Consider the following 24,993-nt stretch of genomic DNA (forward strand, 5'->3'; position numbering starts at 1 on the left):
CGAGCCTGGTGCCAGCGGGGCCCAGCGAGGGCGACAAACACTGCGAATGAGCCCGATACAGGGCACGTGGCGCCGATACCTGCCCAGCTCACGAAGCGCCGTCCTCAATGGGCAATCAGCGATTGCGCGTGCCGGAGCAGAGCATGTGCGGCGATGGGCGCGATGTTCCCGTGCCGCTTGGCCAGTCGCAGGAGCGCGTCTCACGTGCCGGGCCCCTCGGCCAGATCGGACCGAATCGTAGAGGCGGCGCCGTCGGGCTGGTCATGGTTGCGTTCGCGCAGTTGCTCCTCGGAGGTGTAGTCCACCCGCCGCATGGCGTAGCGCAGCAGAGGCGGCGCCATGAGCGACGTCGCGATCGCTACCAGGACGATGATCGTGTAGGCGGCCGTGCTTAGGACGCCGAGGCGGAGCCCGACCATCGCGACGATGACCTCGATGACACCACGGGCGTTCATGCCTGCGCCCAGTGCCAGTGCCTCCCACCGGTTCATTCGGCTGGCCCGTGCGCCGATGTACGCACCGGCGAACTTGCCGAGGATCGCGACGGCAAGTACGAGGATCGCGGCGGCGAAGACCACTGGTTCTGCCAGGGCGGTCAGGTCCATCCGTAGCCCCGCTGTGGCGAAGAACAGTGGTGCGAGTACACCGAGCACGACCGCCCGCAACGGGGCGAGCCGGGCGAGAGTGAATTGCCTTGTCCGCCCGCTGGAATCTGCCATGTGCGGTCGCAGGGCCGTGTTGGCGGGCTGCGAGCTACTCGGGGCACAGGTGCCGATGAGGATGCCGACGACGAAGGCCCCGAACACGGCTTCGAGTCCGAGCGCGTGGGTAGCAGCGGCACCCAGCAGCACGAGGATTACGGCGGTGGCAACCACGGGCCCGGAATCGGACGATCGGGCGCTCATGCGCAGTGCGACGCGGACGATGGGCCTGCCTACCAACGCTGCCAGGATCAGCACCGCCGCCAGGTAGGCCAGTGACAGGCCGACCTCGCCGGCGTGCAGGCCGGTGGTGGCCATCGCTGACACGACAGACAGCATCAGCCACCCGACGACGTCATCCACCATGCCTGCGGACAGGATCAGCTGACCGATATTACGGTGCAGTAGATTCATGTCTATCAGGGTCTTCGCGATAACGGGTATAGCGCTGACGCACATCGCGACGCCGAGGAACAGGGCGAATACGGTGCGGTCTCCGTCGTCGGCTAGAAGTGAGGTCGGCAGCAGGTAGCCGGTCGCGATACCCAGACCCAGCGGCACGATGAATCCCGCCACGCTGATGCGCGCGGCCGTGCTGCCGCGGCGCCGTACCAGGGCAGCGTCGACCTCGGTGCCGGTAATGCCGACCAGCAGCAGCACGCCAAGCTGCCCGACCACGTCAAGTAGATGGAACTGGCTTGGGTCCTTGGGCAGCAACCAGCCGGCGAGGCTCGGTGCGAGGTGATCGAGCACGGATGGACCGAGGAGCACACCGGTGCACAGCTCACCGACGACCGCCGGCATGCCGAGCCGCACGGCGAGCCTTCCGAGCAGTAGGGCTAGCAACAGGAGCAGGCTGATCTGGAGGAGGAACACCAGCAGCGGATGAGCCGCAACCGGTGCAACGGGAACTGCGAGCGCCAACGTAGCCTCCCAGGACTGCCGCACCGGAGAGGTGCGGTATGCGGATGGCGGAAGTGCCTCAGGTGCAGGGTGTGGCCGAGCGAGAGGACGGACTGTCGAGGCGGGGGTCGGTCTGAGCCGCGGCGGAGCTGCGCAGCCAGGGTGAATGCGGTGATCGACGGAGGGCAGCGGCTGCGCTCCTTTAGCTGGGCGGGCCACATGCCGGCGGCGACCAGCGACGGTCCCCGTGCACGGAGGGCACGTCGGGGCGGCACGATGCGGAGAAACCTTCGCACGTTGACGGAACGGTGGGTGATCTTGCTGTGGCAGGCAGTCGCCGCGAACCGTGCCGCCGGAACCCGTCCTCGTGACTGTCCGGCCCTCCCCCCGGCCGCCGGTCCAGCGTCCACCTTCACGGCCGTGGAAGCTTGGCATGTTTCGTTTACGCCGCCGACGGTCGCTTGGTCATCATGAACATCGCCAATTGGCAATGTCAACAGGTGCGACCGATGATGCCGGATCGTCCGGATATAATTCGCTGCGGTCGATCGGCGTGCACGGGTCGAACTGGTACCGCGAGGCGACGCAGCGACCGAGGCCTGGCCATGGTGCGCTGCGGCTTGGCCCACGAACGGTCGGCAGGCGGGGACTCCGTCAGCGAGGTTGAGGGTGCCGCGCGCCACCGGGCATACCCAGGCGATGTCCGCCAGCACCGCAACAAGCAGCATGGCCAACGGTGCAAGCCGACCAGCGCGGGCCGGGACGTCCGCGAGCAGGCGGAAGTGGGGCGATTCGTCATGGCAGGGCCATCCGAACCGAGCCCGCGTCACCGCCGACGTACATTCACCACTCTTCCAAATCAACCATTGCTGGCCAGATTTCTGGTGGTTTGCAAGGTGTGCACGCGCCCGCCGCCCGCACGGGCAATGGCGTGCTGTTCGACGTGGGCCGCCCCGACGCCGCCGGCCGGGTCACCGCTCGTGCACTGCTGAGGGCCTTGGGCTGGACACCGGGCCTCACCCTGCACATCGACGTCGCGAGTGGCGAAATCCTGATCACCCCGGCCGCCGATGGCACGCACGCCGTGGGCACTCGCGAGGAGCTGCCCCTACCGGCCGCCGCCCGGCACCTGTGCGGCATCGCCACCGGCGAACCCGTGCTCCTAGCCGCCCTGCCCCGCCGCAACCGCATCGTCGTGCACCCTCAAACACCCTCACCGCGGTCCTGGTCGATCTGCACGCCCGAATCCTCGCAGAGCCCTCATGACCACGGATCCCGATCGTGTCACCACCGCCCGAGCACCTCGGCCCCACCGCCGCCGACCTCAGCGGCAGTAACCGGCCTGCCGTGCCGACAGTCGCCGAGCACCTTCCAGCTGTCGTCGCCGCGGCGAGCCCGGGCACCCGACGCACCTACGGCAGTTCCTCGCGACGGATGGTCGCTGCCCTTGGCGATCGGCGCATTGACGCGGTGCGGGCCAGCGACCTCGAAGCCCTCATGCGACAGACCACCGCCGACGCCCGCCCTCGCCGCAACTCCCGAAGCGGCCGGCACGCTGGCGAGCAACTCATCGCCGCCGCCCGCGCCTTTACGATCGCGCCATCGTTCGTCCTCGGCTTCGACGCCCTCGACACCGGGCTGCGGCTACTACCCCTCATTGGCGGCCTCGTCGCCGGCGCCGGCATCGCCACCCGCCTCACCACCCGCACCGGTCATCGCACGCCGATCCTCGCCGGCCTTGCCATCACCACCGCCGGACTACTCACCGGCGCCCTGACAGACACCACCAGCAGCTATGGATTCATCGCGACCTGGTACGCGATCGTCGGCCTCGGTATCGGCGCCACCCTCGCCCCCTCCATGGACGCGGTGCTCGCCGTCATGCCAGCCGAACGCTCCGGCGCCGGCATCGCCATCACCATGACCATGCGCCAAACCGGCGGCGCCCTCGGCGTTGCCCTGCTCGGCAGCCTGTTGTCCACCACCTACCGGGACCGCATCGACCCCACCGGCCTGCCGGTGCCAGCCGTCGAAGCCGCGACACAATCGATCGCCGGAACGATGGCCGTCGCGCACCGTCTGGAACTACCGGTGCTCGCCGACGCCGCGGGCCTCGCCTATGTCGATGCCATGGTCTACGTGCTTTTCGCCTGCGCCCTCGTCGCCGCGCTTGGCGCCGTCGCGACAATGCTGTTCATGCCCGCCAAAGCTAGCGATCGACCGACCGCCAACTCCCTCGATCAGGTGACCAGGTAGGCGTCAGCCGCGATCGTCAACCCGAGCACGTACAGCACCAACGCCGCGATGCGGATCATGGCGCTCCGGTCGGTGGCGCGGCCTGCGGTGCCGGTTCGCGCGGCGAGGTGACCGCAGGACGGCGACGTACAGGGTGGCATCGGCGAGGTTGAAGGAGGGCCACCCTGTACGTCGATATGGTCGCTGACGACCAGCTCGCCGATCCCGGTCGGCCAGGGCAGGCAGCACCCACGCCGGGCCGTCGGCGTCGATGCTGAACGCTGACCGGGTTTGTAGCTCAGATGCAGCCACAACGCCGATCCGGAGCCCGTCGCCGGCCGCGATCCCCGCCGCCGAGATCCGCTGCGCCGCCACGCCAGGGCGAAGCGAACCGGTGGGACCTCAGTCGTCATCGTCGTCGTTCTCGACGAGTTCGCCTTCCCACGCTTCGCGGCCTTCATGGATGGCGAATGCGGCGATGACGAACCCGGCTACCGGGTCCAGCCAGGCCGCGCCGGTCAGCGCGTACAGGCCCAGCCCGAGCAGGGTGGAGATGCTCAGCAGCACGCAGATTTTCGTCTCGGCGGCGTCGGCCAGGATCAGCTGGTCCCCGCCGAGCTGCATCGCGACCCGCTTTTTCGCCGCGGCCAGCACCGGCATGATCACCACCGACGCGACCAGCAACACCAACCCGACGACCGAGGTGTCCGGCTCCTCTCCGCCGATCAGGCTGCGTACCCCCTCGAACAGCACGTAGGCCGCGAGCACGAAGAACGTCACCGCGACTGCCTTGAGGGTGCGGCGTTCCTTGGCCTCGTCGGCCTCGTCGGCCTCGCCGTGGCGCAGCCGTGCCGCCAGCCGTAGGCCGACCAGCACCGACGCCGCCGATTCGATACCGGAGTCCAGGCCGAACCCGACCAGCGACACCAGCCCGGCGAGCAGCCCGGCGGTGATCGCCACAGCGCCTTCGACGACGTTGTAGGCGACGGTGAACTGCGCCAGGCGCAGCCCTCGCCGGGTAAGTCGTTCGGCCTCGGCCGGGCTCAAGTCGGCCGGCTTGACGGTGCTCATCGGTTGTCCTCCGTCGCACAGCCGTAAGCCGGGCACAGCGCCACAGCCTCGCCGGTGGCCGCGAGCAGGTGCTCGGCAGCGCGCAGCAGATCCAGCAGCTCCGGGCGGGCCAGGGCGTAGAACATCTGCCGCCCCTCCGGGCGCCCGGCCACCAGACCGCAGTCACGCAGGCACGCCAGGTGCGCCGATACCGTCGACTGCGCCAGACCGAGCTCGCCGGTCAGGTCCACCACCCGCAACTCCCCGTCGGCGAGTCGCCGCAGGATCGCCAGCCGGGTGGGGTCGGCCAGACCCCGGAACAGCGCGGCAGCCGGCGCCAGGTCATCCGAGCAGCGGGGCGCGACCCGCGCCCCCTCATTCATCGTCACTGCACGACGATAGCGAACATGGGCGTGTCATCGGTAGAGTGCGGTGTCATCGGGATCTGACGATGATTGGAGTCTCGACGGTGTTGATGAATCAGGTGGAGACCGCGCTGATCAACTCGGCGCCGCGGCGGTGGCTGCAACGCTGGTACGAAACGCCGTGGCTGTTACGCCTCGGCGGCTCGCTACCGCCTGGCGCCCGGGTGTTGGAGATCGGCTGCGGCCCCGGCTACGGCACCCAGCTCATCCTCGACCGCTTTGGCGCCCACCACGTCGACGCCGTCGACCTCGACCCCGCCATGATCGACCGTGCCCGTCGCCGGCTCGGGTCCTACGGCGACCGCGTCCGCTTGCACCAAGGCGATGCCGCGGACCTGCATGCCACCCTCGGCGCCGGCAACGCCCGCTACGACGCCGTGTTCGACTTCGCGATCATCCACCACATCCCCGACTGGCGCGCCGCGCTGACCGAGATCGCCCGCGTGCTGCGTCCCGGCGGAACCTTCTACTTCGACGAAGTCACCGCTCACGCCCTCGCCAGACCCACCTACCGGCTGCTGTTCGACCACCCCGAGCATGACCGGTTCACCGCCGAACAGTTCACCGCCGCCTGCCACGACGTCGGGCTCCAGGTCGAGGCACGATCCTTCACCCGTATCCGCGGCGACTACCTCATCGGCGCGGCCCGCCGCACATAGACCTCACCGCCTCCGCCCTAATCGTTGAGTTTCGCTGGAAGTCGGCCAACACCCCGGCCATCGCCGATGGTCTCATCGACGCTCTGCCAGCCCTGCCTACCGGGTCGCGAAACCACCAGTCACGAGCCGCCGCCACACCTCTTGCTAAGCCATCGCCCGCGCCTACGCCGGCCACACCGACAGCCCAGACTCCTCCACCACCACCTACATCAAGTCTGATCTGCACGACGTGGCCAATACGCTGTCGGCCATGACCGGCCAGGCCCATCCGCTGGCCCGTTTGGCAGATCATGCCGGCCGATGGTCGCAGGCGAACCTCGCCGTCTCACCTATATCCGAGTAAGGGCGGGTAGCCGCGTGCGGTGCTCCGGGTGAGTCGGCTCCGGGGGTCACCGCACGCGGTCAGGCCCAGGCCCGCGGCCCACGCACTACCTTGGTCGCGGCACCTGCCTCGCGACCCAACCACAGGCTCGGAGCTATTCGACGGCCTCCCAGGCCAGGGCGGGGGGTCGTTGCCCGCCGCTGGTCAGGAACTGTCGTGCCGCTTGCCGGGCGGTCGCGTCGCTGACGCGGGTGCGTTCGGGCCACGCGTCGGTGGGCGTGCCGGCGTAGCCGAAGGTGAACGCGGGCCCGGGTTCGAGGTCCGGCTGGTAACCCCAAGCGCTGCCGTCGGCGGCGACGTGATAGCCCAACGACCGATCGGGGCGCCCGATGCAGATGCCGAGCATGACGGGAAACTCGGCCCCACCGGGAGCGACGAGAGTGACGCAGTAGGGCATCTGCTCGGTGTGAGCTTGACTGATCGTGTCCAGCATGGCGTCGAGTTCAGCGATGGTACTGACCGACGCGGCACCGTCGCCGCGTCGCCAGGTGATGTCGATGCTCATCGCCGGATCCCCTCATCGCGGCGCTCACGACTTACGGTTCTTGGACCTCATTGACCTCTCGGTACACGAGTGCCTCAAGGGCGTCCCGGAAGGCAGCGAAGTCGTTGATTGGCTCGGTCGGATCGTCGTCGAGTTCGAAGTCGCGTCGCATCGTCCGGATATGACTTTTCAGTTCCTCGGCATCGACGGAGTTGTCTAGGGCGGCTTCGGCCTCCTCGAGCAGCAGCGTGGCCTGTGCCCTGTCGGCGGTGATGGGATGGTCCAGCAAGAACGACCGCTTGATGCGTTTGATCTTGGCGCTGGTCTTCTCCGTGGTGATCTCCCGCATGGCCTGGCGCTGTCTGCGACCGAGCTCACGGAACAGGACCCGGAAGTTTGCGTCCAGAACCTCGGCCGCAGCCGTGAGAGTGCTGTCTTCACGCACTGCCTGAAGAACGCTGCGGGCGAAGCCAACTTTGTCTAAATGGAATCCCACGAGCTTCGCCGTGGCGGCCTGCTCCAGCGCGTCGTGGGTGCCCGAGCAACCCTCGAAGTTCACGTCCTTCGGCTTGAGGGTGCCGATCTTGGCCGCCTCGGTGGGGTCGAGGAACTCGTTGGCGTAGCGTTTGACGGCTTCGATGCAGATCGGCAGTGGAATGAGGTCCTCAATGGCGACTACGCCAGCCGGGAGGGTGCTGACCAGAGCATCGGTTGGGAGATCACCCAGCTGCAGGACATACTTGGCATCGATCACCGGTTTGCCGTTGGGGCCCTTCTTAAGTGCCTTCACCGCTTGGTTTCCGGAGGCGTCGCTGTCGAGCAAGACGATCACGGCGGGTCGGTCCACGTCACGGCCCCGCGCTAGGTACACCAGGTAGGGGATGTGCGGCGCGGACCCGGCCGGTACGAGCGTCACGGCGTTGAGATCGAGGCTGTCCGTCGACGCGGTCCTCTGTCGGCGCAGCCGCGCCGACATGCCGGCCAGCATGACCTGGTCAGACATGCCCTCCAGCATCAGGTTGCAGTTGCTGATGAACGTGGTCTCCGCCACGAACCCGCCGAACGCCGAGCGCAGCGGTTCGTAATGATTACGAGCCGCGTTGCGCACCACGCGGGTGCCCTCGTCGCCTTCACCTTTCTCCAGGACGCGGATCCGATCACCATGGTTCTTGTCAATGAGGAACGGGGAGTGCGTGACGTAGACGACCTGGCAGGCCGTGCGGGTCGGGTCCTGCGGGTGGGCGAAGTCCTCGAAGATTCGCAGCAGGTCCTGTTGTCCTGTACTGGACAGGTAGGCGTCCGGTTCGTCCATCAGAAGCACTTCGCGAGCGCCTGACTTGGGTGGTTCGTGCGAGAGGTACTGCACGAAATAGCTCAGGAAGTACTTCAAGCCCCCGCTGCGCTCGTCTGCGGAGTACTCCGTGCCGGTCCGGTCGCGGATGGTGAACACTAGGTCTTGGTCGCGTAGGGTCACCAAGAGCTGGAAATGCAGGTCCTGCGACCACCACTTCGGGAAATTCAACGCACCGGAGAGCCCACGGTTGATCCGCTCCACGATGCCGTTCGCGAAGCCGTCCTTGCCTTCCTCGACAGCGTTGAGGAGTTCCTGGAAGGCGGTCCGATCGATTCCAGCGACCTTGAGCAACAGGTCGTCGGCGAGAGCGAGCTGCTTGTCGTGCTCGGCATCCTGGGTGTTCGCGGTGGAAAACGCGCTGATGAGCGTCGGTGTGGCCGCCGAGACGCCTTCAGCCGAACCAAACCAAGACGGCCCATTCTCCAGGATTTGGTTCACCAAGCCTAGACGGGTCTTTCGGGGACTCGTCCGCAGAGAACGCTCGGCGTCAGCCAGATACTTGATCGGAACACTCTGTGGCAGCGCGACTGTCGCGTCGATCTCGAACGGCTGCGGGAGGAGTGCGTCGAGGAGCTTCTTGTCTTTGACGGGATACTTGGCCCAGTCGTCGCCCTGCCGGACGTACACGACGGGGTCCTTCCCACCGATCCGGAACATCCAAAAACTCTCGGTGCCGTCGTCGAGCTTCGTCTTGCATGCCTTCGCCAGCGACTCCAGGTCGGTGGGACCCAGGTGCTTGAACTCGAGCCCGAAGTCGGGGAACGCCATCGCCTTCTTCACAGCAAAAAACTGGGAGTAGCGGCAGAAGTCACCCCGCTCAATCCCCTTCCCGGTGAGCCCGTGCTTGATCGCCGTCAGTAACTGGCTCTTACCCGACTCGTTCGCTCCCACCACAGTGGTGACGTCGCGCTCCAGCGACACCTTGACGAACGGATACTGCAGCCCGTCGGGTTCGAGCACATCCCACGGATTGGGCTCGAAGTCACGGTGTGCCTTCCGTAGATAGTCAAAGTTGAACGAGCGAAAGAAGCGGATATAGGCCGCAGAGATGAACACCGATGGCCCCTCTCGGTCCGGGCGGCTAAGCGTGACGACCGGTCCTGTTACTGGGGAGGTACGACAGCGCACCCTCCTGAAGGTGGCGGTAGTGGAGGTCGCGGCTCACGGCGCGCGTCAATTCCGCGATGGAAGTTGGGTGGCGTCCGGTGCACGACGTCCACCTACGCGAGATCGACGCCTTCCGTCGTGTCGCCCTCGGCAAGCCGTGGCACCTCATCACGACATGAGGAAGCTGCGACGGTGGGGTGTCTCGGTCAGCCACAGGGAGAGCCGCACGTCTCAGTGCAATCCCTCGGTTTCGCGGTGCCGCTGATCGAGATCCGGGCTTAGCCGCGTCAAGGGTGAGAGTCCAGTCCCGGCCGTGGTTGGTGTCTGTCTCTGTCGGCTATCCGCCACGCGCTGGCGAGCAGTGCCTTCTCGTAGTGCGATGACCATGTGGGGCGGGCACTAAGGGAGTACCGTCGCGAGTCCGGTGCCCTGCTGGGCACGATCGCCGTCGGCCTGGCCATCAACATCGTGACGGCGCGAACGGACAGCTGGCGTGGGCCGTGGCGGTTTGTCCTTGACTACGCCTACCTGTGGCTCCCACTCTGCGTCGTCCTGTGGCTCAGCTGGCGCTTCTTCGTCCATCGCCGCACAGCGGTGACGTGGCGCGGCGCGGAAAGCCCATACCCTGGTCTCGCGCCGTTCACGGTGGAGCGATCGAGTGTCTTTTATGGCCGCGACCGCGAAGCAAGGGACGTACTGAACCGACTGGAGCGCTCCGGGCCGGCGCCGGCGACCCGGATCGTCACTATCGTTGGCCCGTCGGGGGTGGGCAAGTCCTCGCTGATCCGCGCGGGTGTCATCGCTCGAGTACCACGGCGCTGGACCTTGGTGGGTCCGCTACGTCCGGCCTCCGACCCGTTCATGAGCCTCGCCGCGGCTCTAGAGGATGGCCCAAAGGCTGTACTGGAGACGGCGCGACTGCTGCGGGAAGAAGCAGCCTCTCCGGAAGCCCCACTCGGGGTTGTGCCAAGCTTCCTCGCCGCCGCCCGCGGCCCTGTACTGCTCGTTGTCGACCAGGCCGAAGACCTGTACACGATGACCGGCGAGCATGACCGGGCCCAGTGGTGGAGCCTGCTGACCCGAACGCTGACGGTGCTGCCGGAACTGCGCCTGCTGGTGGCGATTCGGCCCGAGTTCCGCCGCCGGCTCACCGATCAGCAGGCTGGCTTCATCACCCGACCGGTGGCCATCGGTCTGCTGGATCCGGCCCGCATCCGACAGGCCATCGCGGGGCCTGCCCGGGCTGCCGGACTCACGTTCGAGGACGACCTCATCGACCGCATGACCGCCGATGCCACGGTCGGTGACGCGCTTCCCCTGCTCAGCCACCTGCTGCAACGTCTGCACCTGCAGTCCGATCGCCAACACATCACGGTGGCCCAGTACGAACAGGCGGGGGAGGTCGGCGGCGCTATCGCAGCTCACGCCGAGCAGATCTACGAATCCCTCACCGAGCGCTACCCCCAACAGACTGTCGACTCTGCTCTGCTGCGCGGCATCGGCATGGAAGGTAGCGAAACCGTACGAAAGGCGATCGAGCGATCTGACCTCGATACCACCGCAGCGAGCATTCTTGAGGAGTTCAGGGCAGCCCGTCTGATCATCGACGTCGAGGACGGCACCTGCCTCGAATTGACCCACGACGCCCTGTTCCGCCAGTGGCGACGACTCGCCTCGCTGATCACCGCCAACGAGGAGCGCCTGCACCGCATCACCAGGCTCGAGCACCGCGCGGCAGCATGGCAAGCGGACCCACACACAGACGACCTCTTGCGCGGCCGAACGCTCGCCGATGCTCTTGCGCTCGCAGCTGAAGTGCCCGTCTCCACTGCAGCCCGACGCCTGCTCGACGCCTCCCGGGAGTCCGACCACCAGGACCGCGTCCGACAGTCCGAGCGGATCGCCGAGTTGGCACAACAGGTGCGCCGGCAGGACCCTCAACTGGCCGTGGCACTGGCCCACACCGCGCTACACGAGTTGCCACCCACCCCGGCAGCAACGACGACGCGCTGGGCCCTGACCGCAACCTCGCGAACACGGCACCTCACCATAGGGCACACCACCGGCATCACCTCTGGAGTCTGGTTGCCCGACAATCAGGGCCTGCGCACCGCCGACAAGACGGGGCGCGTCTGCACCTGGGACGACGCCGGTCGCCTTGCCGAGGTCACCTTTGCCGCTGACCGGGATGGGTACGGGCACACACTGCTGAGTGCCAGCGGCACCCTCGCCCTCACCGGGCACGATCGAGGTGCCACGCTCTGGCGCGTCGCGGATGGCTACACCCTGGGCAGCCGAAGGGGGAGTTTTGCAGCATCGCTCGACTCATTCTCGTGGCGCGACGATGTCTGTTTCGCGGGCCAGTTCGACTACCGGACCGTTGACGTCTGCTGCTTAGACGACGACGTCCCACAGTTGGTCACCAGCATCCCGGCCGCACACGTTCGCGCCACAGCATGGTCCCCGCAGGGTGACCGGCTGGCCATCGCCTCAGACGACCTGCTGCTCGTGGTCAGCATCGGCGAGCAGGCGTCGGAAGTCCTGCGACAGCAGGTAGCGTGGTCAGACCCGGTGGTGTGCTGGGCACCCGACGGAATCCGACTCGCCGTCTCAGCCGCTCCGGCATTCACAATGCGCCGCACTGAGATCGTCGCATCGACGCGCCGCACGCTGTGGATTTACAACACCGACACGGGCCAGGCCGCCGAAAGCGCACCGCCGGGCATGACCGAAACCATGGCATGGTCACCTGTCGAGGATGTCATCGCCTACGCCTTGCGTCGAACGCGAGACCATAATCGCGTGGCCTTGTTCGACGTCGGAAGCGGCAGGACCGTTGAGCGGCGGGCGCGCCCTCACCAGATCAGCACGATTGCCTGGTCTTCCGATGGTAAACGAATCGGCTTGGGAACCTCATTTCACAATGTCGAGATGTGGGACGTCATCGGCCGAAGCTTCCGCCGCCTGCCCACCGGAAGCCTACGAGAGATTTCTTGGTCGCCGGACCTCAGGCGCGTCACTGTAAAGCGGCTCGGAACGACGCCAGAGATCATCGAAGTGGACGAGGTGACGCCGCCGCTGCGGCTCGGGGACGACGATTGCCTGTCGATCGCGTTTTCACCACTAGGTGACCTGGTTGCCACCGCGATGCAAGAGCAGGTCACCGTGTGGGACGCGCGGTCCGGTGTCTCGCGGATGCAGTGGGGCGCGCAACCGCGACAAACTCCGAGACACGTAGCGACATCGACGCCACTTCCATGGGTTTATGGACTCGCCTGGTCCGGCGACGGCTCACGGCTGGCTGTCCATACTCATTGCTTCTTCGGCAGAACACCACCCGCTCTCTCGGTCTGGGACGTGGCGAAAGCGCAGCGCCTAGCAGTTCTCGACGGAGGCGAAGACAGCACAGGAACGATTGCCTGGTCCCCGGATTCCAGCCTCATAGCTGCAGTCGCCGGCAAGCACAACGTGAGCTTGTGGCGAGGAGACGACTACACCCTCGTCCACCAATGGCGAACCGAAGGGCCCGACGAGGTAGCAGCCCTGGCCTGGTCGGATGACTCCACCAGACTCGCCGCCGCCGTCGGCAACCACGTCGAAATCTGGAACGTAGCGCAGAAGCAAGTCGGCTCACGCTGTCTCGGCCATACGGGCAACGTCGAAACCCTTACCTGGGCAACCGACGGGCACCGTCTCGCGACCATCAGCGATGACTACATGCTCTACATCTGGCGCGCTCAAGAGGGACGGCCTCTCGGCGTACTTGACATACCTCGTGGGGTAGTGCGAAGCCTGTCGTGGCAAGACGCCCTCATCATCGCCTACGACGACGGCACGATCATGAGCTGGGACGTATGCAATAACCCTGCGCAGGTTCCGGCTGAAGGCAGTGACCCCCGTGCGCTTAACAGTGAAGAACGCGAACGATATGGCTTGCCACGGAAGCCAGTCGACTGAGAGTTCACCAGCGTGCAAAACGGCTCTCGTGGTGGCCCGCCGATCTCAGACACAGAGGCCGTGGCGGACTGAGTCCAACTCGTCGGCTGTACACTTACACATGGTTATGGCGCCCAGTATTGAGCTAGTCCTGGCCGTACCGTAACCTATGAGCATGTGCACCCCAGAATGGTGCACATATGATGCGTACAAGAGTTCGATCCCCCCTCGGACACCACAGTTCGTGGACATCCACGCGAGATCAACTCCCTCTCGCGTGGGGACTCGAGCCGCGACGACTCATATGTGCGCACCGACCCCAAGGAGCCGGCGCCACTTGCGCTGACACCCTCGCCCTCGCGCTGGCGGGGGCCCAGGTGAATCTCGACCGCCCGCGTCCTCGCTGGCCCGACGAGCAGCTCGTCGAGGCGCTCGTTCCCACCCCACTGCCGGTCGCCTCGCCGGAGCCGGCGCCGCTGCCGACACTGCCCGCGCCCGCCGCCCGCATCAGTGATGGCGTGCTGTTCGACGTGGGCCGACCCGACGCCGCCGGCCGCGTCACCGCTCGTGCACTGCTGCGGGCCTTGAGTTGGACACCGGGCCTCGCGCTGTACGTCGAGGTCATGAGCGGCGCAATCCTGATCACCCCGGCCGCCGATGGCGCGTATGTCGTGGGCGCCCGGGGGGAGCTGCCCCTACCGGCCGCCGCCCGGCACCTGTGCGGCATCGCCGCCGGCGAACCCGTCCTCCTGGCCGCCCTGCCCCGCCAGAACCGCATCGTCGTGCACCCCTCAAACACCGTCACGGCGGTCCTGGCCGACCTGCACGCCCGCATCCTCGCAGAGCCCTCATGACCACGGATCCCGATCGTGTCGCCACCGCCCGGGCGCTCCTCGCGCATCTCGGCCTCACCGCCGCCGACCTCACGGGCACCGATCCACCGGCCGTGCCGACAGTCGCCGAGTACCTTCCAGCTGTTGTCGCGGCGGCGAGCCCGGGAACCCGACGCACCTACGGCAGCTCCTGGCGACGCATGGCCGCTGCCCTCGGCGAGTGGCGTATCGATGCGGTGCGGGCCAGCGACATCGAAGCCCTCATGCGACAGGCCGCCGCCGGCGCCCGATCTCGCCGTAGCTCGCGCCATGGCCGGCACGCCGGTGAGCATCTCATCGCCGCAGCCCGCGCCTTCTACAACCGCGCTATCGCCGACGGCTACCTCGCGGCTGCCGACAGCCCCGCTCACCGGGTCCGCAAACCTCGCCGGCTGCCCAACACCCGTCGCGCGCTCACCCCCGACGAACTGTCCGACATCAACGCCGCCGCCCGCAGCGGCGGTAACGACATCGTGCTCGACGCGCTGCTGCTGCGCCTGCACACCGAAACCGCGTGCCGTCGCGGCGGCGCCCTCGCGTTGCGCCTCGTCGACCTCGACGTCGACCACGCGCTGATCCGGTTGACGGAGAAGGGTGGCACGCACCGCTGGCAACCGATCACTCCGATGCTCGGCGCCCGTCTGATCGAGCACGCCCGGGCCCGAGGGGCGGTGCTGCCCACCGACGCGCTGCTGCGCTACCGCAATAGCTGTCCCGCCACCTACCGCCGATACGACCTGCTGTGGAAACGCATCGGCCGGCAGCTACCGTGGGTCGCGGCCCACGGCATCTCCACGCACTGGCTGCGCCACACCACCCTCACCTGGGTCGAGCGGCACTTCGGCTACGGCGTGGCCCGCGCCTACGCCGGCCATACCGACCGCCGCGGACCTGCCACCACCACCTACATCAAAGCCGACCTGCACACTGTCGCCACCGCCTTGGCCGCCCTCACCGGTCAGCCACACCCACTGGCCACCGAAGAGCGAGAAATTCAGTGGCCACCCGCGCAGCCTGACGAGCCGCCGAGCCGGCGAACGTGAGCGGCTCGAGCGCTACCGTTGCCGAGCCACACGCCTCTCAACGTCAGGTTGATGACGTGCTGGTGCCTTATCCAGATGGGGGGCGCGGGCGTGTCGCGGCGAACGCCTGATGAGGATTTACGGGGGTCGCTTCGCCCTCGTCAGGAGCCGCCCTGGGACCGGGGCGCGTACATGATCAGAGCGACGCCGATCAGGCAGATGCCGGCGCCGACAACGTCCCACCGGTCGGGCCGGAACTTGTCGACGATCACGCCCCAGGCGAGGGAGCCGGCGACGAACACGCCACCGTAGGCGGCGAGGATCCGCCCGAAGTTCGGGTCAGGCTGGAATGTGGCGACGAATCCGTACGCGCCGAGGGCGATGACTCCGGCGGCTATCCACCACAGGCCGCGGTGCTCGCGCCAGCCCTGCCAGATCAGCCACGCCCCGCCGATCTCGAACAGAGCGGCGACGATGAACAGCAGGATCGAGCGGACGACGGTCATCGGTGGACCGTACCGGGCTGTCGGTGGCCTGCGGTCATGCCGGTGATCCGGTTGAGCATCGGCAGTCGCTTGTGCCGGCGCAGCCGCCGCGGTGGGAGCGCCAGCTCGCCCACCACCAGGCTCCTCCGGCCAGGGTGGCGAGGGCTATGGCGATGCCGGGCATCCATGCACGAGCGGCGGCCCAGCCGGCACCGGACAGGATCCCGGCGGCGAGCAGCAGTGGGATGGCGCAGCACGCCGCGCAGGCTAGCCCGGCAAGGCTGGTCAGGCCGAATGGCAGCCCGCGGCGGGCCCGGGAAACGATCTGGTCAATCGTTTTCGGCATCGGGGGCTCCTGCAACGGCGATGGTGGCGAACGGGATGGGGCAGCACGGCTGGCCGGCGCAGGTGATGAGGTCGTCGCAGCCGGCGTCCACCGCGGTGCGCAGGGTGTCGGCGATGACGTGCAGGTCGGCGATCTTCGCCTCGACGTCGGCGAGCTTTGTTCGGGCGCGGGCTTGCAGGCCGGCGTCGGAGCCGTGGCGGTGCTGGCTTGCGTCGAGCAGGTCGGCGACCTCGTCGAGGGTGAATCCGAGCCGCTGCGCTGCTTTGATCACCCTCAGCACGGTGACCGTTTCGGCGGGGTAGAGGCGGTGTCCGCCGAGGCTGCGCTCGGGTTGGGCGAGCAGTCCGCGGCGTTCGTAGTAGCGCAGGGTCTGTGGGTTCACTCCGGCCGCTGCGGCGACCTGGGCGGTGCGCAGCCCGCTCATGCCGTCATCCCGGCAGCCGCCCGCTGCGCGAGCGCGTCGAGGACCTCGACGTGCGCGGCCGGCACCTGCACGTCGAGGCGCAGCACGCCGGCGTCGCCGGCGAGGGTGAACGAGAAGAACGAGCAGCAGGAGCTTTCCCGGGCGGTCAGGTCCCGGGCGGTCGTCTCGGCGGCCGGGTCGAGGCACCACCGCAGGTGGGTGGGGGACAGCCGTTGCTGCTCTCGGAGGGCGGTGGCGAACAGGTCGTCGAACTCGGCCAGCCGCAGCGGCCGTTGCACGCTCGGCAAGGTGCACGCCTCGGGCACCCACGTCTGGTCATCGCTGCTCATACCCATGACGGTAAGGCTGTACCGGGGTACCGGATGCAAGCCAAATGCTCGGCGAGCTCGACGAAGTCGCCGTGGCGCCGCAACTAACTTCCTGCGCGCCAATCGTCGCCGATGATTCTGCCTGCGACGGTGCCTCGTCGCCGGCCCGGCTCGACGGTCTGGTCCGCGCTTAGCCTTGGGCTTGCATGGCGTCAATGGTGAGTGTGACGAGGTGCTCTGCGGTGCCGTCGGCTGAGAGGGCGTTCAGGGCGAAAGCCGCGAGCTCCTCGGGTGCGATGTCCTGACGGATCGGTGGTCTCGGCGATGCGCGACATCCTGAGCGCGGTCAACCCATGCTCGGCGATCAGTGCCGTGGCGGCGTCCAGGGCGGCGTCGCGCACCGCGGTGCGCCTCGATCGTGTCTGTCCACAGCTAGGGCACGCACTAACTCCTTTCGTGGCGAGGTGGCGAACTGCGGTCTCTTGTCCTGCGTCGTTGACAAATGCTGAGTTCACGTGGGTGACGTGCGGAACATCGACACGCCTAGACGTCTATACCCCCCGGGGTATCTTGAGGGTGAGGAGGCGATGAGGATGTCGCACGAGGACGCGCACCACCAGGCGCAGAGCCCGGGTGAGACGGTGGACCGACACGGCGGCCACGGTGATCACCGAAGCGGCCGCGAGAGTCTGGGCGGGCGGCCTGTTCAGACCAGCACCGACGACGGGCACGCCAGCACTGGAGGGCATGGCGGCCATGGCGGGCATGACAAGCACGCCGGGCATGACCCGGAGGTGTTCCGCCGTAAGTTCTGGCTGAGTCTGGTCTTGACGGCGCCGATCGTGGTGACCAGTCACATGGTGATGGACTGGTTCGGCTATCGGCTGGATTTTCCGGGCGTCGACTGGGTGGGGCCGGTGCTGGGCACGGTGGTGTTCGTCTACGGCGGGTGGCCCTTCCTGCAGGGCGCGGTGCGGGAGGTCCGTGACCGGGCGCCGGGGATGATGCTGCTGATCGCGATGGCTATCAGCGTCGCGTACGTGGCCTCGGCGGCGACCGCGCTGGGCGTGTTCGACCTGGACTTCTGGTGGGAGCTGGCGGCACTGGTCACGATCATGCTGCTCGGGCACTGGCAGGAGATGAAGGCCATCGGTCAGGCCCAGGGGGCCTTGTCGGCCCTGGCCGCGCTGCTGCCCGACGACGCCGAACGCCTCGGCGGTGACGGTCAGCCCGAACGGGTGCGGGTCAGCGACTTGGGCGTCGGCGACGTGGTCCTGGTGCGTCCGGGCGGGCGGGTGCCGGCCGACGGGCGGATCACCGACGGCCGGGCGGAGGTGGACGAGTCGATGATCACCGGCGAGTCCCGGCCGGTCGGCCGCGAACGCGGCGACCGGGTGGTGGCCGGCACGGTCGCCACCGACGCGGCCATTCGGGTACGCGTCGACGCCATCGGCGAGGACACCGCGCTGGCCGGCATCCAACGCCTGGTCGCGCAGGCCCAGCGGTCCAGCGGCAGGGCGCAGGTCCTCGCTGACCGGTTCGCGGCCTGGCTGTTCTACATCGCCACCGCTGCGGCTGCCGCGACGCTGCTGATCTGGACACTGGTCGGCAACCTCGACGAGGCAGTCGTCCGCACCGTCACGGTTCTGGTGATCGCCTGCCCGCACGCGCTGGGATTGGCCATCCCTCTGGTGATCGCCCTGTCGACCGCCGTGGCCGCGAAGGGCGGCATCCTGGTCAAGGACCGCCTCGCCCTGGAGCGGATGCGCACCGTCGACACGGTGCTGTTCGACAAGACCGGCACCCTGACCCGCGGCGAGCACGTCGTCGCCGGTGTCGCGGCCACCAGCGGCGTCAGCGAAACCGACGTTCTCGCCGTCGCGGCGGCGGTGGAGGCCGACAGCGAGCACCCCCTCGCGCGGGCGATCGTCACCGCCGCCGCCCAGCAGGGCGCCCGGCGCACCGCGACCGGTTTCCAGTCACTGACCGGTCGCGAGGTGCGCGCCGCCGTCGACGGCGTCAGCTACGCCGTCGGCGGACCCGCCCTGCTGCGCGAACTCAACGCCACGGCGCCCGGCGACCTCGACGAGCACCAGGCCGAGTGGTCCCGGCGGGGCGCGGCGGTCCTGCACCTGCTGCGCCTCGACCGCGAACAGGCACACGTCATCGGCGCCCTCGCCCTCGAAGACCAGGTCCGCCCCGAGGCCCTCCAAGCCATCGCCGACCTACGCCAACAGGGCATCCGCAAGATCGTCATGATCACCGGGGACGCGCGGCCAGTCGCCGAGGCGGTCGCCGCCGACCTGGGCTTCCGACCCGGCGAGGACGAGGTGTTCGCCGAGGTGCTGCCCGCCGACAAGGACGAGGCGGTCGGCGAGCTGCAACGCCGAGGGCTGCGGGTGGCAATGGTCGGTGACGGCGTGAACGACGCTCCCGCGCTGGCCCGCGCCGACGTCGGCATCGCCATCGGCGCCGGCACCGACGTCGCCATCGAGTCCGCGGGCGTCGTGCTCGCCTCCTCCGACCCGCGCGGGGTCACCGGAGTCATCCGGCTCTCGCGCGCCTCCTACCGCAAGATGATCCAGAATCTGGCCTGGGCCGCCGGCTACAACGTCGTCGCCCTGCCGCTGCCCGCTGGTGCTCTGGCCTGGGCCGGAGTGAGCCCGAGCCCCGCGGTCGCCGCGGTGCTGATGTCCGCCTCCACCATCGTGGTCGCGCTCAACGCCCAACTGCTGCGCCGCGTGCAGCTGCGCCACCCGGATGATTCAGCTCTGGAGCGCGGGTTCGCCCCGAAGGATCCGGTGCCGGCCCGTTAGCTGGTAACTCGTCATCGACGGTGCTCGTGGTCGGGGTGGATCCCTGCTGCCGAGTCGGTAGCTGCTGGTCGCTCATCCGCTGCTTGCGGACGGATCCGACGCGGCGCGGTCGCCTCGGGCATGACCGGGTACAGACGGGATGTGCAATTCCTTCTCTGCCTTTGGGTCTCCTACCGGAAATGGCATTCGTAATTGTACTGGCGAATCTGTCGAAATACGGGGCACAGGAAAGAGGTGTGGAGAGAATGGTGCGAAGGAACCCGGAGCTGAGGGAGCGACAGGATGAGGTTCAGGAAGCGGTTGACGCTGTTGGCGGTAACCCTCGCGGCCACACCGTTGACCCTTGACGGATGCACCTCCGAGCGCAAGCAGGGTGCCCGACAGTCCGAGGGACGAGCGTCGGCCGCGCCGGCGCTGACCGTGATACCCGCCGACCGGGCACGTGATGTCCCGCTCAGCGCCGAGGTCGGTGCCACCGTCAGCGGCGGGCGGATCACTGCGGTGCGGATCAACGACGACAAGGGCAAGCAGGTCCAGGCGCAACCGCGCGAGGACGGGTCGGCGTGGGTGCCCACCGCGCCGTTGCAGCCCCAACGCACCTACACCGCCGAAGTCAGCGCCACGAGTGATTCCGGAACGACCACCGTCCGGAGGACCACCTTCACCACAATGCAGAGATCGACGAAACCAGCGGTTACCAGCACACTGTATTTCGCGGGCAATCGAACGTATGGGACCGCCATGCCGGTAACCGTCGCCTTCGACCCACCTATTGCGAAGAAGGCCAGGGCTGACGTGCAGCGGCGGCTGTTCGTGACGACAACTCCGCCGCAACCAGGGACATGGTCGTGGTTGAAGGACGGTAGCCAGGTCTTCTACCGCGCCCCCGACTTCTGGCGCCCCAACACGACGATCAGCGTGCGGGCTGCTCTGGAGGGCCTGCCCATCGGGAAGGACCGCGTCGGCGACGCCGATCGGACGGCCACTTCCACGATTGGCCGGCAGGTGGCGTTGGAAGTCGACAACGCCACCAAGCAGATGTCCGTCCTGCGCGACGGCAAGCTCATCCGCAAGATCCCGGTCAGCCTCGGCAAGCCGAGCACGCCGACGTCCAGCGGCAAGATGGTGATCATGGAGAAGCATCAGTACGCGACGTTCGACACCCGCGGCGAGCCAAACGGCGGTTACGTGGTCGACGTCGAGGACGCCCAGCGGCTCACCAACGGCGGCGAGTTCATCCATGGGGCGCCCTGGTCGGAGGGGGACCAGGGGAAAACCAATGTCTCGCACGGCTGCACCAACGTCTCCGCGGCGGCTGCCGATTGGCTGATGGGCGTCACCCAGGTCGGCGACCTGGTCACGTTCACGGGCACCGAGGTGCAGTTGCAGCCGGGCAACGGCTGGACCGCTTGGAATGTCAGCTGGGACGACTTCGTCAAGGGCAGTGCGTTGCCCGTGCCGGCGGGGCTTCGCCCAGCCGCTTCCCCGGTCCCGCATCCCGGTGCCGTGGCCGGCGGTTCGCCGGCCCCCGCCCCGTCGACCACCAGCGACTGAACCGGTCCTGTTGCGGCACGGGGCCGGCCCGCCGTGGGCGAGTCGGCCCCGTGCTGTCCCCACGGGCAACGTCCACGCGTGCTTACAGCATGGACATGTGGACGTGGTCGGTGTGATCCGACGGGCCGCTGTAGGACTTCCAGCCCGTGGCGGGCATCCAGATCTGCCGGTACCAGATGATGTAGTAGATGCCGAGGCGGTCGGCGTTGCGCACCAGGAATGCGGTGAGGTTGTTGCCGTACATCTTCTGGTCCTGCGTCTTGGCTGGGCTGAACCCACTGCCCTGCAACGACCAGTCGCAGGCTCGGCCCTTGGGATGCTCGTAGGGTCCGCCCGACCGGTAGCATCCGACGAACCGGGTGAACCCTGCCCGTTTGACCTCTGTGTAGGCGTGCAGGGTGCGGCTCGTTACGCAACCGGAGGTCGTGGGGTCGGACTTGTTGCACGCCTCAGCTGGCCAGTTCCCGTTGGCGAAGCCGGGCGCGGGCTTGGCCACCGGGGAGGTCGCCGCGACGAGCCCGTCGGCCAGTCCCGGGCCACGCAGGAGAGCAAGTTGTTTCTCGGCAGCCAGTTTCTGCTTGGCCATCGCGGTCGCTTGCCGTTGCTGCTGCCGAACCTCGGCGTCGATATCGGCTTTTGCCGCGGTGACCTTCGTGCGCGCTTCGGTCAGCGCGTTGATCTTGTTGGCGTTGACCCTGTTCAGTTCCTCGAGCATCGTCGCTTGGGCGATGAAGGAGTCCGGGGACGCGCTGGAGAGCAACGCGGCGATGGGCCCGAGCCGTCCCTGCCGGTACGACTGAACGGCGATCTGGTTGACCTGGGGTGTCAGTGTGTCAAGGCGGCCCTGAATCTGAGCGACATCAAGGGCAAGCTCCAACTGGCGTTTGCGGGATTTGTCTAGCGCGCTTTTCGCGGTGACGAACCCCCGAGCGGTGGATTCGAGCACGTCGCGCAGCAGCGGCGCATTCTTCTGGTGTCCGGACGGACTGGGAGTCGACGGAGCCCCAACTGCGGCCGAGGAAGCGGCAAGCACCGCAACGGCGCCGACGACCACACTCACGAGAGCCCGCCACCTGGCAGCGCGCCGTCGCGTCATCCATCGCGGGCTGGCGGAGAGCGCGGTGAGGTCCTGGTCGCGCAGAGGTGCCGGTCGCCGATATTCGTGGCGGAGGGATTGAGCTGTCCGGAGTGCTGGTACGGGGGGAGGGGTGGGCAGGGTGAAACGATCAACGAGCATGGCGGCGGTCTCCAAGCAGAAGAGGACCGGGCGGCCGTCGAGCGGCGTGCCCGGGTCGGCACGGCAGATGGGTCCGTGCGAACAGGGTTCTGGGAAACCGGCGTCTATGTCCGGGAGATGGACAGCGCGGTGAGGCGCGGACGTAGATGCGCTGCTACCGCGACAGTAGGTAGCGCGCGGGCGGCCACGGGTTGGGCGAGAGGTGCCGCGACGAGCCCGTCCTGCGGTACCACGCTCGTCGTCATCGGGGCGGTCAGGGCTGGCCGACAGCTCTGACGGTCATGCCCCTCACCGCGCTGCGGGCAGTCACCAGCCGAATGCGACGGTGTGACCGCGACGGCAGACGCCGGTGCCGCCGCGTGATCAAGCCTGTCGGTCAGCCCCATGCTGGGGTGAATGACGAACAAGGCGACGAGAGCAACGGCCAACAAGAACAGATGGCGTGACTGCCGGGGCAGCACCCGGCACGAGACCGCCGTCTTCGCCGTTGTCATCACTGCGGATCCTATCCATCCCGACCTCGGCACAACGAAGGGATACCCCACACAGCGGCCGGGATCGCCGAGCTGGCCCCGATCCGCTGGGAAGGCCATCCGGCGGCCCAGCGCTGATCGCTCGGTTGCGGATCCCGGAGTCGGTGACGCCGGCGCGGAGGCCAGCCAACCACGGCAGTCGACCTTGATCTCACCCTCGGCTTCTGTTCGCGGCGAGGTGACGTAGTCTGCGGTGGTGATGTGGCCTGGGCCGGCTGAGGTGTCGCGAGCGCGTTCGCGCGCCGGGGCCGTGGTGGTCATGGTCGCCGTGGTCGTCGTGCTGCATGCGCTGCAATGTGTGAGCGGTTTGGATGCGCCCCGTTCCGAAGCGGCGTCATCGCCGGCTGTCATCTCACCGGCGCTTCCGTACACCGACGCTGGTGAGACGGCCGCAGCGATCGTCGCCGGTCCGGATATATCTGCCTCGGTCTTGGCGCATGCCCATCACGCGCCCACGGACGGTGCGGACTTCGTGGTGACGGCGTGTCTCGTCATGTTGGTCGCCGTCGGCGCCGTCTTGTGGGCCGCTCTACGGCGGTGGGTCCTTCGCGTTTCTGCCGGCCGGGAGCTGGCTCTGCGGGTTTCGGGACCGCTCGTGGGCGGATCCCGCCTGATGCAGCTGTGCGTGCTGCGGACGTGATCAGGGGCTGAGGTTCCCCGACCGGCGCCACCGTCGACTGTCTCCTCCACCTGGTGAGGGTGCGGGCCGGTAAGCGCGGTCCGGTTGTCGATCTCCCTGTCGTGCCGTCCTGTTGGTGCCCGTGGCGGGCGTGGCCTTTCGCGCTCCCCGGGCGGTGGGTCGGCTGTCACGTCGTGCCAGAGGACCTCATGAACGAGACCGTCACCTACATGCTCGCTGTCCGCGGGTTGTGTTGCGACCGCGCGGAGAGCGCGGTGCGGCGAATCCTGGAAGCCCTGCCCGGTGTCCACCGGGCGCATGTGTCCGTCGTGGCCGGCCGGGCGGTTGTCGATGCCGATCCGGCCGCCGTCGACGCGCCAGTGCTGGTGGCGACCCTGGCAGCTGTCGGCTATCCCGCCCGCCTGGAACTCCTCTGACCCTTAACGCCTGCCGTCCCTCGGCGTGCCACGCCTGCCTGGGGAAGCACGGCGTACCTCATCCCCGGATTCGTCTGGAGGGCTCATGGCTGCACTGTCCAACCTACTGTTCGTCGTTTCCCTAGTGACCTACCTGGCCGCGGTGATCGCCTTCGCCGCCGCGCACGCTCTGCGCGGGATGCAGAGGTCGCGCCAGTCAACACTCGTTCCCGCGGGGGCGTCCGCGGCGCTGCCACCGCCCGAGGCGTCAGCGCCGACGCGCGTGATAACCCACGAGAGGGCCGCGGTGGGCGCGGTGGTCGCCATGGCGGTCGCCGCGCTCGCGCAGGCGGGCTGCCTCGTCACCCGGGCGGCGGCTGCCGGGCGGGTGCCGTGGGGCAACATGTACGAGTTCATCGTCGCGCTCACCCTGGTCGGTACGACCGCCTGGCTGGCCTTGGCCGCCCGCCGTCGGGAGCTGCGGCCCTTGGGTTTGTACGTGGCAGTGGGCGCGGTGATTCTGCTGGGCGTGGCGGGTCTGCGCGTCTACACCCCGGCGGGCCCGCTCGTACCGGCGTTGCAGTCGGTGTGGCTGGCGGTGCACGTCAGTGCCGCCGCGATCGCCTCGGGACTCTTTCTGCTCGGGTTCCTCGCCGCGGTGGCCCTGCTGCTGCGAGCCCGCTACGACAGCCGGGGCGCGGGGCGACCTGCGGGTCTGCGGGACACCCTGGCCATACGGCTGCCGGCAGTGCAGTCGCTGCGACGAATCTCGTTTCGGCTGCACGCGACTGGGTTCCTGGTGTGGACCTTCGCGGTGATGGCTGGCGCCGTGTGGGCAGAAGCGTCGTGGGGCCGCTACTGGGGATGGGACCCGAAGGAGACGTGGGCGTTCATCTCCTGGGTGGTCTACGCCGCCTATCTGCACGCCCAGGCGACGGCCAGCGTGCGGGTGACCACCGGGGCCTGGCTTGCGGTGGCCGGGTGGGCGACGATGGTGTTCAATCTGTTCGCCGTGAACCTGGTCATCTCCGGCCTGCACTCCTACGCCGGAGCGTGAGGGATGTCGGCGCAGGCAAGCATCGCCTGGCGGGAGTGGCCTGCCCAACGGGAGCCGCAGCGCGTGCG

Annotated in this window: 20 protein-coding genes; 10 read left to right on the forward strand and 10 right to left on the reverse strand. The window is 68.0% G+C overall.

Features of this window, described 5'->3' with window-relative positions; all coding sequences use genetic code 11:
• Positions 1-200: 200 nt before the first annotated feature.
• A complete protein-coding gene (locus AB0O48_RS33625) occupies positions 201-1,625 on the reverse strand; it encodes a cation:proton antiporter (protein ID WP_365069911.1) in 1,425 nt (474 codons plus the stop codon).
• A 1,326-nt stretch (positions 1,626-2,951) separates the two neighbouring features.
• Between AB0O48_RS33625 and AB0O48_RS33630 the strand changes: the two genes are divergently transcribed.
• Positions 2,952-3,860, forward strand: coding sequence for an MFS transporter (locus tag AB0O48_RS33630; RefSeq protein WP_365069913.1), 909 nt, complete (start codon positions 2,952-2,954; stop codon positions 3,858-3,860).
• Here the strand turns inward: AB0O48_RS33630 and AB0O48_RS33635 are convergent.
• The 3 genes from AB0O48_RS33635 to AB0O48_RS33645 form a co-directional block, all read right to left on the reverse strand.
• Positions 3,845-4,000 (reverse strand): hypothetical protein, encoded by a 156-nt coding sequence (locus AB0O48_RS33635; RefSeq protein WP_365069915.1) that lies wholly within the window; start codon positions 3,998-4,000, stop codon positions 3,845-3,847. The two genes, AB0O48_RS33630 and AB0O48_RS33635, sit on opposite strands and share 16 nt — an antisense overlap.
• Positions 4,001-4,241: 241 nt before the next feature.
• The gene (locus AB0O48_RS33640; RefSeq protein ID WP_365069917.1) at positions 4,242-4,910 is read right to left on the reverse strand and encodes a cation transporter; all 669 of its coding nucleotides are present in this window, start codon (positions 4,908-4,910) and stop codon (positions 4,242-4,244) included.
• Positions 4,907-5,272, reverse strand: coding sequence for a metalloregulator ArsR/SmtB family transcription factor (locus AB0O48_RS33645; RefSeq protein WP_365069985.1), 366 nt, complete (start codon positions 5,270-5,272; stop codon positions 4,907-4,909). Before AB0O48_RS33645 ends, AB0O48_RS33640 begins: the two co-directional genes overlap by 4 nt.
• Positions 5,273-5,340: 68 nt before the next feature.
• On the opposite strand from AB0O48_RS33645, the gene AB0O48_RS33650 reads away from it, so the two are divergent.
• On the forward strand, positions 5,341-5,973 hold the full coding sequence (locus AB0O48_RS33650; RefSeq protein ID WP_365069919.1) for a class I SAM-dependent methyltransferase: 633 nt from the start codon (positions 5,341-5,343) through the stop codon (positions 5,971-5,973).
• Positions 5,974-6,449: 476 nt separating this feature from the next.
• Here AB0O48_RS33650 and AB0O48_RS33655 read toward each other — a convergent pair whose 3' ends face one another.
• Entirely contained in the window at positions 6,450-6,860 is a 411-nt protein-coding gene (locus AB0O48_RS33655) for an Imm1 family immunity protein (protein WP_365069921.1), read from the reverse strand.
• Positions 6,861-6,891: 31 nt separating this feature from the next.
• Complete coding sequence (locus AB0O48_RS33660) at positions 6,892-9,249, reverse strand: AAA family ATPase (protein WP_365069923.1); 2,358 nt, start codon at positions 9,247-9,249, stop codon at positions 6,892-6,894.
• A gap of 438 nt (positions 9,250-9,687) precedes the next feature.
• On the opposite strand from AB0O48_RS33660, the gene AB0O48_RS33665 reads away from it, so the two are divergent.
• From AB0O48_RS33665 to AB0O48_RS33675, 3 genes are all read left to right on the forward strand, one after another.
• Positions 9,688-13,257: an NACHT and WD repeat domain-containing protein gene (locus tag AB0O48_RS33665; RefSeq protein ID WP_365069925.1), complete on the forward strand. Its 3,570-nt coding sequence runs from the start codon at positions 9,688-9,690 to the stop codon at positions 13,255-13,257.
• 356 nt (positions 13,258-13,613) lie between these two features.
• Positions 13,614-14,090, forward strand: a complete 477-nt coding sequence (locus AB0O48_RS33670; RefSeq protein WP_365069927.1) for a hypothetical protein — start codon at positions 13,614-13,616, stop codon at positions 14,088-14,090.
• Entirely contained in the window at positions 14,087-15,151 is a 1,065-nt protein-coding gene (locus AB0O48_RS33675) for a site-specific integrase (protein ID WP_365069929.1), read from the forward strand. The genes AB0O48_RS33670 and AB0O48_RS33675 overlap by 4 nt, the downstream gene beginning before the upstream one ends.
• A 140-nt stretch (positions 15,152-15,291) precedes the next feature.
• On the opposite strand, the gene AB0O48_RS33680 is transcribed toward AB0O48_RS33675, so the two are convergent.
• The 3 genes from AB0O48_RS33680 to AB0O48_RS33690 form a co-directional block, all read right to left on the reverse strand.
• On the reverse strand, positions 15,292-15,636 hold the full coding sequence (locus AB0O48_RS33680) for a YnfA family protein (RefSeq protein ID WP_365069931.1): 345 nt from the start codon (positions 15,634-15,636) through the stop codon (positions 15,292-15,294).
• Positions 15,637-15,944: 308 nt separating this feature from the next.
• Complete coding sequence (locus tag AB0O48_RS33685) at positions 15,945-16,385, reverse strand: MerR family transcriptional regulator (RefSeq protein WP_365069932.1); 441 nt, start codon at positions 16,383-16,385, stop codon at positions 15,945-15,947.
• Positions 16,382-16,714 carry a hypothetical protein gene (locus tag AB0O48_RS33690; RefSeq protein WP_365069934.1) on the reverse strand — a complete coding sequence of 111 codons (333 nt, stop codon included), beginning with the start codon at positions 16,712-16,714 and terminating at the stop codon, positions 16,382-16,384. The genes AB0O48_RS33685 and AB0O48_RS33690 overlap by 4 nt, the downstream gene beginning before the upstream one ends.
• 668 nt (positions 16,715-17,382) lie before the next feature.
• Between AB0O48_RS33690 and AB0O48_RS33695 the strand changes: the two genes are divergently transcribed.
• Together AB0O48_RS33695 and AB0O48_RS33700 are read left to right on the forward strand one after the other, a co-directional pair.
• The gene (locus tag AB0O48_RS33695; RefSeq protein WP_365069988.1) at positions 17,383-19,509 is read left to right on the forward strand and encodes a heavy metal translocating P-type ATPase; all 2,127 of its coding nucleotides are present in this window, start codon (positions 17,383-17,385) and stop codon (positions 19,507-19,509) included.
• Between the two features lie 282 nt (positions 19,510-19,791).
• On the forward strand, positions 19,792-21,063 hold the full coding sequence (locus AB0O48_RS33700) for an Ig-like domain-containing protein (RefSeq protein ID WP_365069936.1): 1,272 nt from the start codon (positions 19,792-19,794) through the stop codon (positions 21,061-21,063).
• Positions 21,064-21,145: 82 nt separating this feature from the next.
• On the opposite strand, the gene AB0O48_RS33705 is transcribed toward AB0O48_RS33700, so the two are convergent.
• Positions 21,146-22,159 carry a hypothetical protein gene (locus tag AB0O48_RS33705; RefSeq protein WP_365069938.1) on the reverse strand — a complete coding sequence of 338 codons (1,014 nt, stop codon included), beginning with the start codon at positions 22,157-22,159 and terminating at the stop codon, positions 21,146-21,148.
• 933 nt (positions 22,160-23,092) lie between these two features.
• Between AB0O48_RS33705 and AB0O48_RS33710 the strand changes: the two genes are divergently transcribed.
• The 3 genes from AB0O48_RS33710 to ccsB all read left to right on the forward strand — a co-directional run bounded on the left by AB0O48_RS33710 (position 23,093) and on the right by ccsB (position 24,925).
• Positions 23,093-23,473, forward strand: a complete 381-nt coding sequence (locus AB0O48_RS33710) for a hypothetical protein (RefSeq protein ID WP_365069940.1) — start codon at positions 23,093-23,095, stop codon at positions 23,471-23,473.
• A gap of 188 nt (positions 23,474-23,661) precedes the next feature.
• Positions 23,662-23,889: a heavy metal-associated domain-containing protein gene (locus tag AB0O48_RS33715; protein WP_365069942.1), complete on the forward strand. Its 228-nt coding sequence runs from the start codon at positions 23,662-23,664 to the stop codon at positions 23,887-23,889.
• Positions 23,890-23,974: 85 nt separating this feature from the next.
• A complete protein-coding gene (gene ccsB, locus AB0O48_RS33720) occupies positions 23,975-24,925 on the forward strand; it encodes a c-type cytochrome biogenesis protein CcsB (RefSeq protein ID WP_365069944.1) in 951 nt (316 codons plus the stop codon).
• Positions 24,926-24,993 lie beyond the last annotated feature (68 nt).

The organism is Micromonospora sp. NPDC085948 (assembly GCF_040686315.1).
Classification (GTDB): domain Bacteria; phylum Actinomycetota; class Actinomycetes; order Mycobacteriales; family Micromonosporaceae; genus Micromonospora.